At 40.8% G+C, this 17,651-nt stretch carries 16 protein-coding genes; 12 read left to right on the plus strand and 4 right to left on the minus strand.

Features of this window, described 5'->3' with window-relative positions; all coding sequences use genetic code 11:
* Positions 1-386 precede the first annotated feature (386 nt).
* The 11 genes from MMU05_RS01505 to MMU05_RS01555 all read left to right on the plus strand — a co-directional run bounded on the left by MMU05_RS01505 (position 387) and on the right by MMU05_RS01555 (position 12,029).
* A complete protein-coding gene (locus tag MMU05_RS01505) occupies positions 387-1,541 on the plus strand; it encodes a hypothetical protein (RefSeq protein ID WP_241139892.1) in 1,155 nt (384 codons plus the stop codon).
* The gene (locus MMU05_RS01510; protein WP_241139893.1) at positions 1,538-2,794 is read left to right on the plus strand and encodes a hypothetical protein; all 1,257 of its coding nucleotides are present in this window, start codon (positions 1,538-1,540) and stop codon (positions 2,792-2,794) included. The genes MMU05_RS01505 and MMU05_RS01510 overlap by 4 nt, the downstream gene beginning before the upstream one ends.
* Before the next feature lie 228 nt (positions 2,795-3,022).
* Positions 3,023-3,439 (plus strand): RrF2 family transcriptional regulator, encoded by a 417-nt coding sequence (locus MMU05_RS01515; RefSeq protein WP_241128403.1) that lies wholly within the window; start codon positions 3,023-3,025, stop codon positions 3,437-3,439.
* Between the two features lie 74 nt (positions 3,440-3,513).
* Positions 3,514-3,786, plus strand: coding sequence for a DUF2061 domain-containing protein (locus MMU05_RS01520; protein WP_241128404.1), 273 nt, complete (start codon positions 3,514-3,516; stop codon positions 3,784-3,786).
* Positions 3,761-4,465 (plus strand): phosphoadenylyl-sulfate reductase, encoded by a 705-nt coding sequence (locus MMU05_RS01525; RefSeq protein WP_241139894.1) that lies wholly within the window; start codon positions 3,761-3,763, stop codon positions 4,463-4,465. Before MMU05_RS01520 ends, MMU05_RS01525 begins: the two co-directional genes overlap by 26 nt.
* Positions 4,466-4,547: 82 nt before the next feature.
* On the plus strand, positions 4,548-5,447 hold the full coding sequence (gene cysD / locus MMU05_RS01530) for a sulfate adenylyltransferase subunit CysD (protein WP_241139895.1): 900 nt from the start codon (positions 4,548-4,550) through the stop codon (positions 5,445-5,447).
* A 131-nt stretch (positions 5,448-5,578) separates the two neighbouring features.
* Positions 5,579-6,835, plus strand: coding sequence for a sulfate adenylyltransferase subunit 1 (locus tag MMU05_RS01535; RefSeq protein WP_241139896.1), 1,257 nt, complete (start codon positions 5,579-5,581; stop codon positions 6,833-6,835).
* A 121-nt stretch (positions 6,836-6,956) separates the two neighbouring features.
* Positions 6,957-9,059 carry a HEPN domain-containing protein gene (locus MMU05_RS01540; protein ID WP_241139897.1) on the plus strand — a complete coding sequence of 701 codons (2,103 nt, stop codon included), beginning with the start codon at positions 6,957-6,959 and terminating at the stop codon, positions 9,057-9,059.
* Positions 9,056-9,829 (plus strand): uroporphyrinogen-III C-methyltransferase, encoded by a 774-nt coding sequence (gene cobA / locus MMU05_RS01545; RefSeq protein WP_241139898.1) that lies wholly within the window; start codon positions 9,056-9,058, stop codon positions 9,827-9,829. The genes MMU05_RS01540 and cobA overlap by 4 nt, the downstream gene beginning before the upstream one ends.
* Positions 9,830-10,046: 217 nt before the next feature.
* Positions 10,047-10,640 carry a precorrin-2 dehydrogenase/sirohydrochlorin ferrochelatase family protein gene (locus MMU05_RS01550; protein WP_241139899.1) on the plus strand — a complete coding sequence of 198 codons (594 nt, stop codon included), beginning with the start codon at positions 10,047-10,049 and terminating at the stop codon, positions 10,638-10,640.
* Between the two features lie 63 nt (positions 10,641-10,703).
* Positions 10,704-12,029 (plus strand): ATP-binding protein, encoded by a 1,326-nt coding sequence (locus MMU05_RS01555; protein ID WP_241139900.1) that lies wholly within the window; start codon positions 10,704-10,706, stop codon positions 12,027-12,029.
* Positions 12,030-12,408: 379 nt separating this feature from the next.
* Here the strand turns inward: MMU05_RS01555 and MMU05_RS01560 are convergent, their stop codons facing one another.
* From MMU05_RS01560 to MMU05_RS01575, 4 genes are all read right to left on the minus strand, one after another.
* Positions 12,409-13,155: a DUF3575 domain-containing protein gene (locus MMU05_RS01560; RefSeq protein WP_241139901.1), complete on the minus strand. Its 747-nt coding sequence runs from the start codon at positions 13,153-13,155 to the stop codon at positions 12,409-12,411.
* 598 nt (positions 13,156-13,753) lie between these two features.
* On the minus strand, positions 13,754-14,746 hold the full coding sequence (locus MMU05_RS01565; RefSeq protein WP_241139902.1) for a DUF5777 family beta-barrel protein: 993 nt from the start codon (positions 14,744-14,746) through the stop codon (positions 13,754-13,756).
* Positions 14,747-14,781: 35 nt separating this feature from the next.
* Positions 14,782-15,174 carry a hypothetical protein gene (locus MMU05_RS01570; RefSeq protein ID WP_241139903.1) on the minus strand — a complete coding sequence of 131 codons (393 nt, stop codon included), beginning with the start codon at positions 15,172-15,174 and terminating at the stop codon, positions 14,782-14,784.
* A gap of 126 nt (positions 15,175-15,300) precedes the next feature.
* Positions 15,301-16,833 carry an ethylbenzene dehydrogenase-related protein gene (locus tag MMU05_RS01575; protein ID WP_241139904.1) on the minus strand — a complete coding sequence of 511 codons (1,533 nt, stop codon included), beginning with the start codon at positions 16,831-16,833 and terminating at the stop codon, positions 15,301-15,303.
* Positions 16,834-17,097: 264 nt separating this feature from the next.
* Here MMU05_RS01575 and hemG point away from each other — a divergent pair, with 264 nt between their 5' ends.
* Complete coding sequence (hemG, locus tag MMU05_RS01580; protein WP_241139905.1) at positions 17,098-17,625, plus strand: menaquinone-dependent protoporphyrinogen IX dehydrogenase; 528 nt, start codon at positions 17,098-17,100, stop codon at positions 17,623-17,625.
* Positions 17,626-17,651 lie beyond the last annotated feature (26 nt).

Here is a 17,651-nt window from a genome sequence, read left to right on the forward strand (position 1 = left end):
AAGCCCTTGGAAATTCCGGTTTCCAAGGGCTTTTCTTTTAATCTTAGATCGTTAGTAATTTTTTGATCTGAAAATCAAGGCTTTAGAAGATTTCACAATTCGCCCACAAACCAAATTCTTGCTTTTGGCCACAATTCTTTTTTCATTGGAGTAGAATTAGTTTTATTTAAATTCTTTTACTCTAATGGCGGTCAATCAATTTCAAACTCTATTAAGTCCCAAATCATAGCGCTAAATATCCACTTTGAATGGTCTCAATATTTCCCTTGGCCAGTAATTGAATTCATTCGTACCAAAACCATATTATTGCCCACCACCATTAATGAAAAGTCGATATGAAGTTGAATAGCTGTTTCAAAATCATTTTTGAAAAAACCGTTTATGTTTTGTATTCAAAAAATGCATGGTTCACTTTCATGCTTCTACCCTATTTTTTGTTTTCATGCGAGAATCCCAAAACCAACACCACCATTCAGGAAAAGGAAATATTGTATTCAGGAATTGCCGTAGATACCGTGTATTTGGTAAAAGATGATTTCTCAGGGATTGGCTTTTTCCAGTTTTCCCAAGGCGAGCTATATTTCGTAGATCAGATTTTCAGCACAGTTTCGAAGTACAATGCCTCAGGAGAACTGATAGGTACATTTTTGGGAAAAGGAGATGGTCCAAGTGAACAAAACAATATCCAAGGCTTTGTACCAAAAGCCTTGGAAGAGGGCCATGTGGTATTGGACAACTTTGAATTGGTAATCTTCGACAGCAACTTTGTCAGACAAAAAAGACTGCCGATTGCATGGAACCACAGCGACTCCTATCAGGAAATGCTCGATAATCCCAAAGCAGAGATGTTGGGACTTTATGAAATCGCATGGAAGATGAAGGGAGAAAATTCTGCTTTTCTTCCAGTTGGCAAAGATGCACAAAGATCAATCCTATTGCCAATTTCCATGAGTCATCCAACACTCAACGGTTATATTTCTGAAGAATATTATAAAAACGTGTACACTTTTGGGAGATACGACCTAAGCTTGAATAAGATAGAAACGGGATTTGGAAACCGAAGTGAGGAATATCTCCGTCACGGCTTCATCCCAAACTTTGACTTCTTTCATTTTACCACAAAAGGAGATTCCATTTTGGTGTCCTTTGGCATCGATCCTTTGATCCATGTCTATAATCAGGATTTTAAACTGATTGGAAAATTTGGATGGCCGGGAGAAGAAATGAACGTCAATTATCCAAAAACACAAACCATCGAAGAAGCGATTGACAATTATAAAACCGATTTGGAAAAGGCCGGTTTTTACCATCATATCTATTTTGACAGTGCAAGTCAGTTGCTGTTTAGAACCTATTTTCCTGATGGCTTAGAAAAAGGAAAGTCAAGGTTGCAGGTATTCAAAAACCATATTTTGGTTGGTGATTTTGAGGTTCCAGAAAGGTTTAGGGTTTTGGGAAGTGAAGGAAGTACCTTCATTGCAGATGGTATTTTGGATGAAGAAAAAGACAAGCTTGGTATTTTTAAATTTTCGTTAAAATGAAAACATTCTTGGTTCTATTTCTTTTCATGGTCTTTTTGACAGACCGATCGTTTTCTCAAAAGATAAGGGTTGTGGATTCGAAAGGTGAAAGACTACCGTTCTTTTCTTTGAGGTCACCAGATTCAAATCTGGTGAAAGTCGGAAATGAAAGCGGGGAAATGGATTTGTCCGGAATCGAAATGCCACTTTGCGGAATAGAAATCCGATACCTTGGATTTGAACCCCTTGCTTTTTGTGATTCAATCCTTGTCGATGATGAAGTGACACTGATAAAACTCAAGGAAAGCTTCCTGGAATTAAGCCCTGTGGATGTGAAGACAGCTGATGAAAAAAGGGTTTTTGAAAATTTCAGGTTCCTGTTAAAAAATGACCTGAATAATTTCACCATGCTAAAAGGACAATACCTGGAACTCATTGGCAAAACTGAATTTCATTCATTTGGTATACTCGCTTATTCAGGATTGATCGATAGAAACCAAAAAGCCAATAAATTTTCGGCAGGAAACATTGCTTATTTCCATCAAAAACAGCTTTTGGCCAATTTCGATCCTAATGAAATACCTTACCAAACCTCCTTTGCAATCCTCAGTCAATTTTTAAATGATTTGTTTTTTGGAATAATCCAATCACATAAGAATGAATACCAACCCCTCGAATCCAAAGTCGTATCCAACACCAACATCATCACCTATAGTGATAAAAACCGCACCATTCAAACCAATATTTCAGAACATGGTGTGATCCAAAAGATTTCAATCAATAACACAAGTTTTATTTCAGCCAACGGGATTCCAATAAAAATAAATCGGGCAGAAGTCCATTTTTTTGAAAACCGGGGAAGGTCTTACATCGCCAAAATTAATTTGCTTATGAATGTCAAAAACCGGGAAGTTAAAATCAACTATCTAACTCATGGTTTTCCTTATGATATTCAGATACCTGATAGGTTATCCGAAGAGAAAGAAAAGATGGCCTTTTTCACTGCGGCCTTAGCGCACTCCTCCTCCCCTGATTATTCCTTTCAGAAATCATTTTTCAGCAATAATGAAATTTTGGAATACGTAAAAATGATAAGCTTTAATTCGAGATCAACAACCAATCTTAACCTCCTCAACCAAGCCTATGATCAACCCTATCTGTACTATGAAAAAATGAACCAAAGCGACCAATCAAGTACAGCATACATGAAAAAGATATCCGAATTTGTCAATTCCTTGAACCTAACCTTTCAAAATAATGATTTGGGCTGGTAAAATGATCGATGAACTTTTTATGGTTTCTTTGATGAATCTATCTAAATATTAATAAAACCAAATATTGACAGTCCGACATAAATAGAATTTTCAGAGGTTTGAAAACGGTAAAGACTTGATTCCTCTAATAAATAGACCATGAACAAACCACAAATCTTTGTTCTTTTCACTTTTCTGAGGGGTCAAGAGAAACTTTGAGAATAGCGGAAAAACCCTATTTTTGTATCCATGCTCTCCAAAAAAACCAAATACGCTTTTCATGCCCTGACCTACCTTGGCAAGCACCGTGACCAAAAGACAGTGCTAATCCATGACATTTCTGAGGAATACGGGATTTCACATAAATTTTTGGAAAACATCCTCCTCGAACTCAGAAAAGCGGGCATCCTCGGAAGCAAAAAAGGCAAAGGCGGCGGCTATTACCTGATCAAAGAACCCAAAGATGTGGCGCTATCCAAAGTTATCCGCCTGCTTGACGGACCAATTGCCCTGCTTCCCTGCGTCAGCCTCAATTACTACGAACCCTGCGCCGAATGCAAAAGCGAGGCACTTTGTGGCCTCAACAAAGTTATGATCCAAGTCCGTGACGAGATGCTCAATGTGTTGGAAAACAAGTCCTTAGCAGACATTTTAGATAAAGAATAAAATTTTTTATCCTATTACCCTATAATATTTATAGACTTTATATACTTTTGTAAAAGTGTTATAATGTTAACTATATGATTTTAGACCAGCCGATCAAAAAGTGGTTTGTGGCCAAACAGGGCAAAGATTCCAATTTAAAGAGCTTTATGAAATCCATTTCCTGGAGAATCGTCGGGACTTTGGATACCATGGTGATCTCTTTTTTTGTCACCGGGCAGCTGGTGATGGCGATATCCATCGGATCCATCGAGGTGGTCACCAAAATCATTCTCTACTACTTCCATGAAAGGGCGTGGGAAAGCGCAACAAAAATTGAAAAAGATGAGCCTAAAAAAGAATTTGCATAACCTCAGCGAAAAGATAGACAACCTTTCTGCGGCAGAAGGGCTGGCATTTCTTTCTGATCTTTTCAGGGGGAAAGTTGTCTTTTCTACCTCATTGGGCCAAGAAGATCAGGTCATCACCCAAATGATCGCTGACAACTTTCTTCCGATACATATATTTTCATTGGATACAGGGCGGCTTTTTCCGGAAACCTTTGACCTGATAGCCCGCACCGAAACCAAATACAACACTAAAATCAAAGTCCTCTATCCTGAAAGGGAATCAGTGGAGAACCTGGTCGTGAAACAAGGAATCAATGGTTTTTATGATTCGGTTGATAACCGCAAATCCTGCTGCTATGCCCGCAAAGTCGAACCCCTCAAAAGGGCCCTTCTCGGAAACAGTATATGGGTCACAGGACTTCGTGCAGAGCAAAGTGCCAACCGAAGTGACATGAAAAAGATCGAATGGGACGAAGCAAATCAGATTATCAAGTTCAACCCTTTGCTGGATTGGAGTTTTGGTGAAATGATCGCTTACATCAATGAAAACAAAATCCCCTATAACCCGCTTCATGACAAAGGTTTTGTCAGCATCGGTTGCGCACCTTGTACGCGAGCCATCCTTCCCGGAGAAGATGCCCGAGCGGGACGGTGGTGGTGGGAAGATTCCAAAAAGGAATGTGGGCTTCACGCTAGATGAGAAGCGAGAAACGAGAGGCGAGAGGCGAGAGACGAGACGTAAGAAACGAGATTTGAGATTTGAGAAACAAAAGTAAAAAGACATGTCAAACCTATTTATACCTAATCCTAAAGAAGCAGAATCGATCCATATCCTGAGGGAAGTGGCGGCACAGTTTGAAAGACCGGTTTTGCTTTTTTCGGGAGGAAAAGATTCGATTACCTTGGTCAGATTGGCCCAAAAGGCATTTTATCCGGCAAGGATTCCTTTCCCTCTGCTGCACATTGACACAGGACATAATTTCCCGGAGACCATCGAGTTCCGTGACCAATTGGTCGCCGAATTGGGCCTTGAACTGATCGTCCGCAACGTGCAGGACAGCATCAACCAAGGGAAAGTCACCGAAGAAAGAGGAAGGTATGCCAGCAGAAATACCTTGCAGACCACTACCCTTTTGGATGCCATCGAAGAATTCAAGTTTGACGCCTGCATCGGTGGAGCAAGAAGGGATGAAGAAAAAGCAAGGGCCAAAGAAAGGGTCTTTTCTGTGAGAGACGATTTTGGTCAGTGGGATGAAAAAAACCAACGCCCGGAGTTATTCGACATGCTCAACGGCCGGATCCACCAAGGCCAAAATGTGCGGGTTTTCCCTATTTCCAACTGGACTGAATTGGATGTATGGGAATATATCAAAACAGAAAACATTGCGATTCCATCCATCTATTTCGCCCACAAGAGAGAAGTATTCTTCCGTGACGGCATGGTATGGACAGCAAACGAGCATGTGTACAGGGAATCCCACGAGGAAGTATTTGAGAAAATGGTCAGGTTCAGGACTGTCGGCGACATGACCTGTACTGCGGCCGTACTTTCTGATGCTGACACTTTGGAGGCCGTAGTAGCAGAAATCAGGGATTCGACCATCTCCGAGCGGGGCGCAAGGATCGACGACAAACGCTCTGAAGCAGCCATGGAAAGCAGGAAGAAAGTCGGGTATTTTTAAAGAGACGTGAGACGCTAGACATGAGACGTGAGACAAAAAACTCTAAATTAAAAGTGCAGTGGTCTGTCGTCTGTGGTCTGTGGACCAATTAAAAGTAACCCAATAACCATTAACTTATTTCCCTTTTTCCCATGACACAAAATAGAAAACTTATAAAAATTGCAACTGCAGGATCGGTGGATGATGGCAAAAGTACACTTATCGGAAGGCTTTTGTTTGATACCAAATCCCTTACTACTGATAAACTGGAAGCAATCGAGAAAACCAGCCGTCAGCGTGGCTTTGATTACCTTGATTTTTCTTTGGCCACCGATGGCCTGATTGCAGAGCGTGAGCAAGGCATCACCATCGATGTGGCACATATTTATTTTAATACCGCCAAGACCAATTTTGTCATTGCAGATACTCCCGGACATGTGGAGTATACCAGAAATATGGTGACAGGAGCATCCACTTCGCAGGTCGCGATCATCCTGATAGATGCCAGAAAAGGTGTGATCGAGCAGACCAACAGGCATTTCTTTATCAGCAACCTACTCCGTCTTGGACATGTGGTCGTCGCTGTCAACAAAATGGATCTTGTCAATTACGACGAAGATATTTTCCTTAAAATCAAAGCAGACTTTGAGGTCTTGGCCGAAAAAAGCGATTTCGATACCGATCAGATCACCTTCATTCCGATCTCCGCTTTGAAAGGAGAAAATATAGCCAAGCATTCAGAACTCATGCCTTGGTATGTCGGGAATTCGCTTTTGGATCACCTTGAAGTGTTGGAATCATCGGATTTACATGAAAGCACAGTGGCAAGATTTCCGATCCAATATGTAACGAGACCTAGGACGGAAGCCTTCCATGATTTCAGGGGATTTTCCGGCAAACTTTATGGCGGCAGCCTAAAAGTTGGCGACGAAGTGACGGTTTTGCCTTCCTTCACCGAATCCAAAATCAAAACCATCCATTTCTTCGATCAGGAATATTCTGAGGCATTGCCTGGCGCTTCCATCACGATCACCTTGGAAAATGAAGTCAACATCAGCCGCGGCGACATGTTGGTGAAATCTTCCGAACTGCCAAAATCAGAAAAGCAGATCTCTGCCACCATTTGTCAGGTGAATTCCAAGCCTCTAAAAGTAGGGGATAAATACACCCTTCAGCACGGCATCAACAGGGTCTTGGCAAAGGTTGAAAGCATCGACTCGGTGATTCACACGGATTTCTCAGGGGAAGTTCCTGCAGCCCAACTCAAACTGAATGACATCGGCAAGGTGAATTTCAGGTTGAGCAAGCCTATCCACTTCGACACTTACCATGACAACAAATCCAACGGCAGGTTTATCCTGATCGACGAAGGAAGTTATGATACGGTGGGAGTTGGGTTTATTGAATAATTGTACGAAGTACAATGTACCAAGTACCAAGAAAGAATTCTTGGGAAAAGTGAAACAAAATAAAGATGAGATGGCACGAAGGTCTTGTGTCTTATGTCTCAAATCTCAAATCTAATTAAAGATGCAAAGTTTCAGGACAGAAATAGAAAATCCCATTGTTGAGAAAGATATTCTCGAACTGGAAAAAAAGATACGACTTTTTAGAGAAGGCAAGATTGACGAGGAAAAATTCAGAAGCCTCCGCCTTGCCCGTGGCGTCTATGGACAGCGGCAGCCGGGCGTGCAGATGATCAGGATCAAACTTCCTTATGGCAAAGCCACAAGCGAGCAGTTGAAGCGGATAGCAGATGTTTCTGACAAATATTCCACAGGCAGACTCCACATCACTACCCGTCAGGATATTCAGATCCACTATGTGAGTTTGGATGAAACTCCTGCTTTGTGGGCCGAACTCGAAAAAGACGATGTGACTTTGCGGGAAGCCTGCGGCAATACCGTACGGAATGTTACCGCCTCAGAGACTGCAGGTGTCGATCCCTATGAACCTTTTGATGTGACATTATATGCCGATGAAGTTTTCAAATATTTTTTGAGAAATCCTGTTTGTCAGGAAATGGGCAGAAAGTTCAAAATGGCATTTTCAGCTTCTGATGAAGATACAGCTTTGGCTTACCTCCACGATTTGGGTTTTATCCCAAAAGTAAAAACTGAAGACGGCCAAGAAATCCGAGGCTTCAAAGTGATGCTTGGCGGCGGGTTGGGTTCCCAACCGAGACACGCCGACTTGATTACGGAATTCCTTCCCACAGACGAATTGATTCCATTTATCGAAGGTGTTTTGAGGGTTTTTGACAGACATGGAGAAAGGGCAAGAAGGCTGAAAGCACGGATGAAATTTTTGATTTCAGATATCGGATTGGAGGCTTTTCTGGATTTGGTCAAAGAAGAACAAAAAGCACTTCCATTCAAAAAATATCCTATTAACCACAACGACTATGAGGATTCCAAACAGCTTTTCCAACCGGAAGTTCCCGAGTTGGAAGAGCCTTTGGAGCTTGCTTATGAGCAATGGAAACTCACCAATGTCCTTCCCCAAAAGCAAAAAGGATTTGTATCGATCGGTGTGAAAGTCCTTTTGGGAGACTTCTACACCCCCCAAGCAAGGCAGATAGCGGACCTTGTCAAAAAATATGCAAACAATGAGCTGAGATTCACCCTCAGACAAAATATCCTTATCCGGGATGTCCAGAAAAAAGCCATTCCTTTCTTTTATCAGGAATTGAAAAAAATCGGTCTGGCGGATGCCGGCTACAATACTTTTGGAGACATCACCGCTTGCCCGGGAACAGATACCTGTAACCTTGGCATTGCGAGCAGTACCGGAATTGCCAAAGAATTGGAGAAAGTAATCTTGGCAGAATATCCCCAATACCTCAAAAACAAAGACCTGACCATCAAAATCTCAGGCTGCATGAACGCCTGCGGACAACACAATATGGCGCATATCGGCTTTCAGGGCATGTCCATGAAAGTCGGTAAAGTAGTAGTTCCTGCCCTTCAGGTATTGCTTGGAGGCGGAACATTGGGCAATGGTCAGGGCAGATTTGCCGATAAAGTCATCAAAGTTCCAAGCCGCCGTGGTCCCGAGGCTTTGCGGATCCTGATTGCGGATTTTGAGCAAAATTCCAATGTTTCTGAATCCTTTTTGGATTACTATGACCGACTTGGACATATCTATTTCTACGACATTCTGAAAGTATTGACAGAAACCTCCACCATCACCGAAGCCGATCAGGTTGATTGGGGACACGAGGAGGCGTATAAAGTGGCCGTAGGTGTGGGCGAATGTGCCGGCGTGGTGATTGACTTAGTAGCTACCCTTTTGTTAGAAGCAAGGGAAAAACTTGAGCTTTCCAAAGAAGGATTGGTAGAAAAAAGATGGTCTGACAGCATCTATCATACCTATGCTGCGATCGTCAATGCAGCAAAAGCAATCTTGCTCAGCGAAAGCAAAAGCACCAACTCCTATGCAAACATCGTGGCTTTGTTTGACGAGACATTTACCCAAACAGGTAAAATTAGCTTGGAAAAAGACTTGGCTTCAATCGTATATGAAATCAACAAAAATGAGCCTTCCCAAGAATTTGCAGAAGCTTATTTCAAAGAGGCCATTAAAGTATTTGACGCGATCAGCGCTTATAGAGAACAGGAGGTAACAGCATGATTCAAGCCATTAAACCAAAAGTAACCTTGGTCGGTGCGGGTCCGGGAGACCCTGAACTGATCACTTTGAAAGGGGTATTGGCTCTGAACAAAGCCGATGCCGTTCTTTATGATGCCTTGATTGACAAAGGTCTCCTGAACCATGCTCCTGACAATGCCATTAAAGTATTTGTCGGAAAGCGGGAAGGCAGTCAAGTAAATCCACAGGAGGATACCAATAGGCTTTGCGTGGAATATGCCCTGAAATATGGCCATGTGGTCAGGTTGAAAGGTGGAGATCCGTTTGTTTTTGGCCGTGGGGCTGAGGAAATAGATTTCATCTCAGCCTTCGGGATTCCAACGGAAATGGTTCCGGGCATTTCCTCTTCGGTGGCTGTTCCGGCGGCAGCAGGAATTCCTGTCACCAAGCGCGGTGTGGCTGAGAGTTTTTGGGTAATCACAGGAACCACAAGTTCCGGGGAATTGTCACGCGACCTACATTTGGCTACCCAATCTACAGCAACTGTGGTGGTTTTGATGGGTTCCAAAAAGCTCTCCGAAATCGTCAAAGTCTATCAAAAAGCAGGAAAGGGAAATCTTCCTATCGCCATGATCCAAAGCGGAACGACCATCGAGCAAGAAATAGTAGCTGGAACGATCAACGACATCGAAAGCAAAGTATCCGACAGCAGTATCGGTGGCCCTGCCGTGATTGTAATTGGGGAAGTGGTGAAGGAAAGTTACCAATTGGCAGAGATATATCAATCAACAGTAGCTGTTTTAAAAAATTGATATTTATGGATATTGGATATTTGCTTCGCGATATGGAGACCAATCAATACGAGCATTTATTCCGATACCAAGTATTTTATGCAATCGTAAGTTCGATATAAATTGATATTGGATATTGGTAGATATTTTACCGGAAACAGTACTTCATATCTTCTCAATTAGGCGGAAACAAGTATCAAATAATATCAATTATTATCAACTAATATCAACCTTGAATATGAACCACCTCTACCCCATCTTCCTTAAAGTCCACCAATTGAATACGCTCTTGGTTGGTGGGGGATTTGTGGGCACGGAGAAGTTGGCTTTCCTGCTCAAAAGCAGTCCAAAAGCGCAGGTGACGGCTGTTTCAAGAGAATTCAATGAAGATTTTTTGGCTTTGGCTAAAGACAATCCTTATGTCACTTTGATCCAGGATGTCTACCACGAGAAATATCTTGGAGGAAAGCATATCGTCATCGCGGCCACAGACGACAAAGCCGTCAATAGGCAAATCCATGACGAAGCCAAAGAAAGGTTTTTGTTGGTCAATGTAGCAGATACACCGGACCTCTGTGATTTTTACTTGGGAGGAATAGTCAGCAAAGGCAATGTCAAAATCGCCATCAGCACCAACGGCAAATCCCCGACCACAGCCAAGAGATTGCGGCAGCTCCTTGAAGAAGTCATCCCGGAGGATATCAATGAATTGGTAGAAAACATCAATGAATACAGAAAGACCCTAAAGGGAGATTTTGAATTCAAAGTAGAGGCTCTGAACAAGCTTACCGAAGGATTGGTCAGCAAGGAGAAATCGGGACAATTTGAGTAAAATCACACAATTAGTTCCGATTATGTGATTTTTTTCACACTTTTGTAACCAATTGTGTGATTTATGTATTTTCAAAGGGATTTAGAAAAGGATTTGCTTCTGTGGAAAAACAGAAAAAACCGCAAGCCACTGTTACTTAAAGGTGCCAGGCAGGTGGGTAAAACGTCATTGATAAAAACTTTCGGAAAGAGAGAATTTGAAGATGTCGCCTATTTCAATTTTGATGAACAGCCGGATATCAAACAATTTTTTGAATCAACCAAAGATGTTACACGATTGCTTCAAAATCTTTCTTTGGTACATGGTAAAAACATCCAACCTGAAAAGACACTCATTATTTTTGATGAGATTCAGGAATGCAAACCTGCCCTAAACTCCCTCAAATATTTCAATGAAAATGCACCTGAATATGTCATCATTGCTGCCGGATCTCTTTTAGGAATCACTTTGGGCAATGAAGCCTCTTTTCCAGTTGGCAAAGTTGAATTCATGGAAGCGTTCCCACTTACATTTTTGGAGTTTTTGCATCAGGCAGATCCAAATTTGGCTGCATTTGTGAAATCCGCGGAATTGGGAGAGCCAATACCTGATTTCTTCTTCAATTCCCTATTGGAAAAATTCAAGTTATATTTCATTTCAGGTGGATTACCGGAAGCAGCCAAAATCTTATTGGTTGAAATGGACATTGATAGGACTCAGCAAATTCTTCAGGACATCCAAAAAGCATATGAACTTGATTTTTCGAAACACACTGAGACGAAGGACATACCCAAAATTTCTTACATATGGGATTCCATTCCTTCACAATTGGCAAAGGAAAATAAAAAATTCTTGTACCAAGCTGTCAAAACAGGTGCGCGTGCAAGAGAATATGAAGACGCTTTGCTTTGGTTGGTCCAAGCAGGATTGGTCTACAAAATTCACCGCTGTAACCAGATCCATTTGCCATTGGCGGCTTACGACGATTTGTCTGCGTTCAAGATTTATCTTTTTGATACCGGCTTATTAAGAAGAAAATCTCAACTTGATCCGATGGCATTCAAAGAAGGAAATAGACTTTTTGTAGAATTCAAAGGTGCATTGACTGAAAATTTCATCTTGCAGAGTCTGATGCCTCAGCTAGATGTCTTTCCAAGATATTGGACCTCTGAAGGAAAGGCAGAAGTGGATTTTTTGATTCAATTCCGGAATGAGATTATCCCAATAGAAGTAAAATCCGATGAAAATGTTAGAAGTAAAAGTTTGGCTTATTACTCCCAAGTTCATTCTCCTAAACTTAAAATCCGCTACTCACTGAAGAACATGGAATTCAGGGATGGATTGTTGAACATTCCTCTCTTTTTGGTGGATAGGACAGCAGATTTTTTAACAAATATTCTGGGAAAATGAGATCAAATAACATGAATAGGAAAGTTAAGTCCCTCAAAGACAAAGAATGGCTTCAAAAAAATGAGGAAAAAAAGAGATTAAATCTACGGAAATTTGCATGGACAAGTATCTCAATTGGACTTATAGTTTTTTGTTTTACTTGTTTTTATCTTTATCATATTAAAGGATTGAATGTCTGGAGCGCAGGATTTAATGAGTATCGATTGCTTATCTACTTTTTTATTCTATTTTCCCTATCAATTGCCTTAATCATAAATGGTCTGATGAATTTTTCAAACTCGAAAAAATAACTTTCCCTCCTATGACAATTAGTTCCGATTATGTGATTTTTTTCACGTTTTACCAACCAATTGTGTGATTTTGGCTTTCGCTTTTGATTCTAAAACCGAAAACCAATCCCGACCGAGTACCTGAATCCCATAGTGGATATGTTTGTCCTGCCATCAAAATCCGCGACTCTGTCCTCCAATAACCTGTCGATAAAAGGAAGTCTATCTACAATGTGCTCAAGGATGAGTTGGAGGTTTTCATCTAGTTCCACAGGAGGAAGATCTCCATCCAGAGCCATTTCCACATTGTAATTGGAGATAGAAGGCCCCAAGACCAAAAAATCCAGTGTCATTCGGTCCCATACCACAAATTGGTATCCCAAAGCCACACCTGCACTGAGGATATTCACTTTGGAAGTGAGGGTAACAGTTTCAAATTCATTTGTTTCTGAACTTTTTAATTCAAAATCCTTGACGTTTTTAAAATGGTGAATAGAAGCAAACGGGGCAATATAAACACCCCGTGGGGCATTGTATTTGTTTTCTTTGGCAAGGTAAAATCTGTAGTCAACTGTTACATTGTATCCGAATTGCTCTGCATTAGATATCTTCTGAACATTTTCAAATCTAGTAAGGAGCTCAGGCAAAGTTATGTGACCTACTTGGACAGATAATGATCGATTGGGGTTAAGTACCCTTTCGTATTGAAACAAAAACGCACTGTTATACAAAGCGGGGGTACTGAGGTTGTACTTGATGACATTTTTTCTAGATACAGAATCCTCCCTCTGGGAAAAGGATGAAAATGAAATTAAAACCAATCCAACAATTATGGGCAAACTGATAAGCTTTTTCATAACACAGTCATTTAAAACTTTATTTTATAAATCAATTTTTGAATATCAAAGTAACTAATTGAAATTCAGGGCAATAGATCAATATTCCCTAAGAATCAAAATTTCCTATTTTTTTTCTCCAATACCCGAATTTAATTCTTTTTCGCTACTTATTTCAGCATTCAAAGAGTAAAAAAAATTGTTTTCAGAACAAATTTTGACCTGATGGTTTTCATAAAATCTATATTTTAGTTTATTGATTTCATGGACCGAGGCGATATCAATTCAAATCATCTATTCAAAGAAAACCGATATTTTGAAAATTGTATATTTAAGATCACTCCGATAATTCTATTGTCCGTAGAACGTCTCTTCAAACTTGACCCGAAGGACACCATTTGTAGAAAAATTTACCTTTTCAAGGCGGACTCAATCTTTCAAAATAGGTTTCAAATTATTCACATTATTACCTTATATTTTTTTTATAGATGCCCAGCATTTTATATTTCAATTTTTGTTGATTATTAGTAATATAACTACAGTCAAATGATAAGGATTATTATTCCAAATAAAAAAAAGCACCGACTTAGCCGATGCTTTTTAAAAATTCATTTCAACCTCACTTTTCTTTTCTATTTTTCTTACTTCCCTTTTTTTCTTTGAATACCATATCCTTTAGATTTTCTTCTTTAGTATCCAGCAATCTGGTGATATTGAAACCCAACAAATACTGACCCTTTGCAAAATTATTGTTGTTCAGGAAATTATTGTGCTGGGGAACTATCCATTGGTAATTGCCCAGGAATACTTGAAAGGCATGCAATGGAGTGGCCAATTCCAATCCCAATGAAACATTTGGATTTGGGTTGTTGGTTGGGTGCTGGGTAATCGGTTGATCGTAATTTCCGATAAATGAAAGCGCGTCGGATACTTTATACCTTCCCAAAATGGTAAATGAAAAGTGATCGTTGTTCATCAAAGCCTGCTTGTCCCCTTCCGGATTAATAAAAGCCTCTACAGCATTGAAATGGCTAAAATTCAAAGAACCTTGTACTGACAAATCCCTGTTCAACTTTTTGGCAACCATGATCTGATGGAAATAACTCCAGCGATCCGAACTATAGGTGAAATTTTCAGATGGCCTGGTATCCACCGCCATGTTGACAAAGTACGTTACGCTTACAGGTTTGGGATTGGGTCCCTGTTCCTTCATGATAGCGTATTTGGCATTGAAATCCCAAAGCAGGTTAAATTTGGTAAATCCAAAACCTACCATGAGGTTATTTATTGGTGTATAGCCAAAACCCAACCTAATGTTGGAAGGTGCATAAACTCCCCAAAAGTCACTGTAACCATTGTTGACCGTTCCAAATCTGTGGAGAATATCAAACTGGAATGTTTTCCTCAAAGGGACCAACACAGTCTGGTTGTCTATCAGCCAGGTACTTTCAAAGGTATTTCCTACTCTTTGGAGCGGGCGACTGTGAATGTAAAGTGTCTGAACCTCTTCTTCTGGATTAACTTTTTTTTCTTCCTTCTCCACCTCCTGGGCCATCAAGCCAATACTCAGGGCCATCATAATCACGAAAGAGAAAATGACTGAAAGATTCATTTTTATTGTTTTTATCTTTTTCATATTCTGTCTAATTAATTATTTAAAGCGCCATCAGTAATCCATCTCAAAATCCTGTTGTTATAATCAGAATTTGGTCCTGAGGTAGGCATTGGAATTGATCGGTTTCCCTTCATCCATTGGTACAATTCACTTGATTCAGGTGAATCGGTGTTTATATACCCTCCATTTATCAGTGCATTATAGGCATTTGCCGGTCTTAGGTCAGGTCTGACTGCGCCATTATGGCACCCTGCGTTATTGCAACTTTGGTTAAAAATCGGAATAATATCCCCGCTAAAAGTCTGCGGACCAACACTGTCTAGATCAGGTGGCCTTGGAACAATTTGGTCATAATAGCAAGAATTCAGGACCAAGGTAAAAATCAGCAAGGTCGAAAACGCCACAAGTATATTTTTGAATTTCATGGTTCTTCAGATTTAATTGTGTTTTAGATTCTTTCAAAATCTGGGGGAGAATTGAAAAGGGTTACATCGAACAAAAATCCCTTGATTATCCCCCCCATATTCTGTCTGCTTTCCAGATACAATTTGTTAGTTCAGCACACCTTGTGTGAAGATCACATTATTGCTCTCAGTATGGCAGGTGATACACTTGGTAGATTCGATGCTACCTGATCCCGGGTGAGCTCCACTCCTCAACCAATCGTTTGTGAATTTTGGCATGACTGCCTGCTTCACCCAATAAGTATCCAATGCAGGAACGGTGTTCCAATCGACATCGGAGATATTCGAAACCTGCTTGGCCTTGAGATCCGCACCTTCTAGGTTGGATAACTCATAGGGCAATGAAATGTCGTGAGTTTCGGAACCTGCTCCGGAATCGTGCATGGCAAAACTGACGGTGAATTTTCCTCCATTAGGGAGTGTGGCCAGATTGGCATCCTTGGTGGAGCTCGTAGCAAGTTTTCTCATAAGAATTACCGTCCACTCATTTCTTTCTGCATTGAATTCCCTTTCGGAGGAAATATCATGCTGATCAGAATTGTAAATAAAACCAACACTACGGGTAACCATTGCCTTTTTGCCTGAGGCTACCCATTCTTGGTGAACCTGATCAAGTTTGGTAACGGCTGCCGGAGCGGTGGAAATATTGGTTTCTGATGCCCAAAAATTCTTCCAAACATTAAAATCTGCGGTAGTCTCATCACGCAAATGAGCCGGAAGATGGGTAAGCGATCCTGTGGCAAGCCATGCCAAATATCCCAAATCTATGGCGTTGACTTTTTCGATGGGGTCAAAATTACGGTCCTGATACACTACCAATAAACTGATGTTCTTTGATACGTCCTTGATCTGAGGTATATCAATATGCGCATCGATCATGGTAGCATTAGACCTGTTTGGGAGAAAAAATCCCGGAATGACGAAACCACCCGGCAGCGTTTTTCCTTTATTAAAGACAAACCTAGGCAATCCATCTACCAAAACCGGGTGACCTGTACCTGTGATCGCTCCTTGATCTTCCCTAAATCTATCTCCACCCGAACGTAGAAATTTACTTGGCATGGTTCCTAAATCATCTCTTATCCTCGAAACATTATCCACTGCAACATCTTCAGCATACCCCATTGGGCCGCTTCGTGCACCTCTCCAATGCCAATGGTCCAAAACTGCATTGGTCAAAAGACGGTGATCCGTCATTCCATTATGGCAGGTGACTCCGCAACCCATCCTTGCATACCCCTGAATCCCACTTTCCTGACGGTCTATCATAAAGGTAATCCTATCCTCCTCTAGTCTTTGTTCGGCAATAAGCCTATCAAACCTTGTCCCATTATGCTGAAGCATATCGTGGAACTGCATGGGATAATTCTTTCCGACATTGGCCTGACCTGTAGGGTAAAGCTTCTTTTGGGTTTTCCAGACAAACTTAAATGCAACTTCATTTGCATCATAAGCTACCTGCACGCGGACTTGCTTATCCAATTGTCCCAATGTCGGAACATCCGGATTGCTGGGATCCAAAGTGTCTTCATGGGTACAACTAGCGATGAAACCCAGACTCAGAAATGTGATTAGCAGTACCAGCCATAGCGGTTTACTGCCTGTTTTTAAAAGCCCCATAAGTCAAAATTTTTAAGATTGGTTGAATAGTTCATGCATTAATATTTGCATTGAAGGTAGTCTATTAAAAATCTTGGGTGCTTGACCAAAAACATTTAGATTCATGACTTTTATCATAGATAAAAATTCATAGTTTTTTTCTATGATTGTAGTATTCAATTTTTAGATAAAACCAGTAAATGATTTTCAAACCAAAATATGAAAATAATAACCTCCTTTTAAGGGCTGAGAAAAATCAAACTTGAAAGAAAAAACCCCAATCAAATGAAAAAATCCACCCTTATTGTTTATTCCTCAGTAGATGGACAGACATTGAAAATATGCAACCATCTTTCCAAGATTCTCACTACCGGAAAAGAGGAAGTTCATTTGTTTCCTGTAAATGCTTTCAAAGGAAACCTCGAGCAATATGAAAAAATAATCATCGCCTCCAGTATCCGATACGGAAAGCACAATGAGGCCATTGTGAAGCTAATCAATGACAACGCCGAAATGCTCAACAGCAAGAAAGCGGCATTTATATCGGTCAATCTGGTCGCTAGAAAGCCGGCGAAAAATAGTGCAGACACAAACCCTTATGTCAAAAAGTTTTTGGAAAGCATCACCTGGAAACCCTCCCTGGTCGGGGTATTTGCAGGGATGCTTGATTATTCCAAATACAAATTTTCGGACAAGCTTTTGATCCGGCTTATCATGGTCATTACCAAAGGCCCAATATTTCCCAAAACTGCCATAGAGTATACCGATTGGAAAAGGATAGATGCTTTTGCCGAGGATTTTAAGAAGTTGTGATGATATCCAGTGTTAAAATCGAGGAG

Source organism: Cognataquiflexum rubidum, from assembly GCF_022538115.1.
In the GTDB taxonomy this organism is placed as follows: domain Bacteria; phylum Bacteroidota; class Bacteroidia; order Cytophagales; family Cyclobacteriaceae; genus Cognataquiflexum; species Cognataquiflexum rubidum.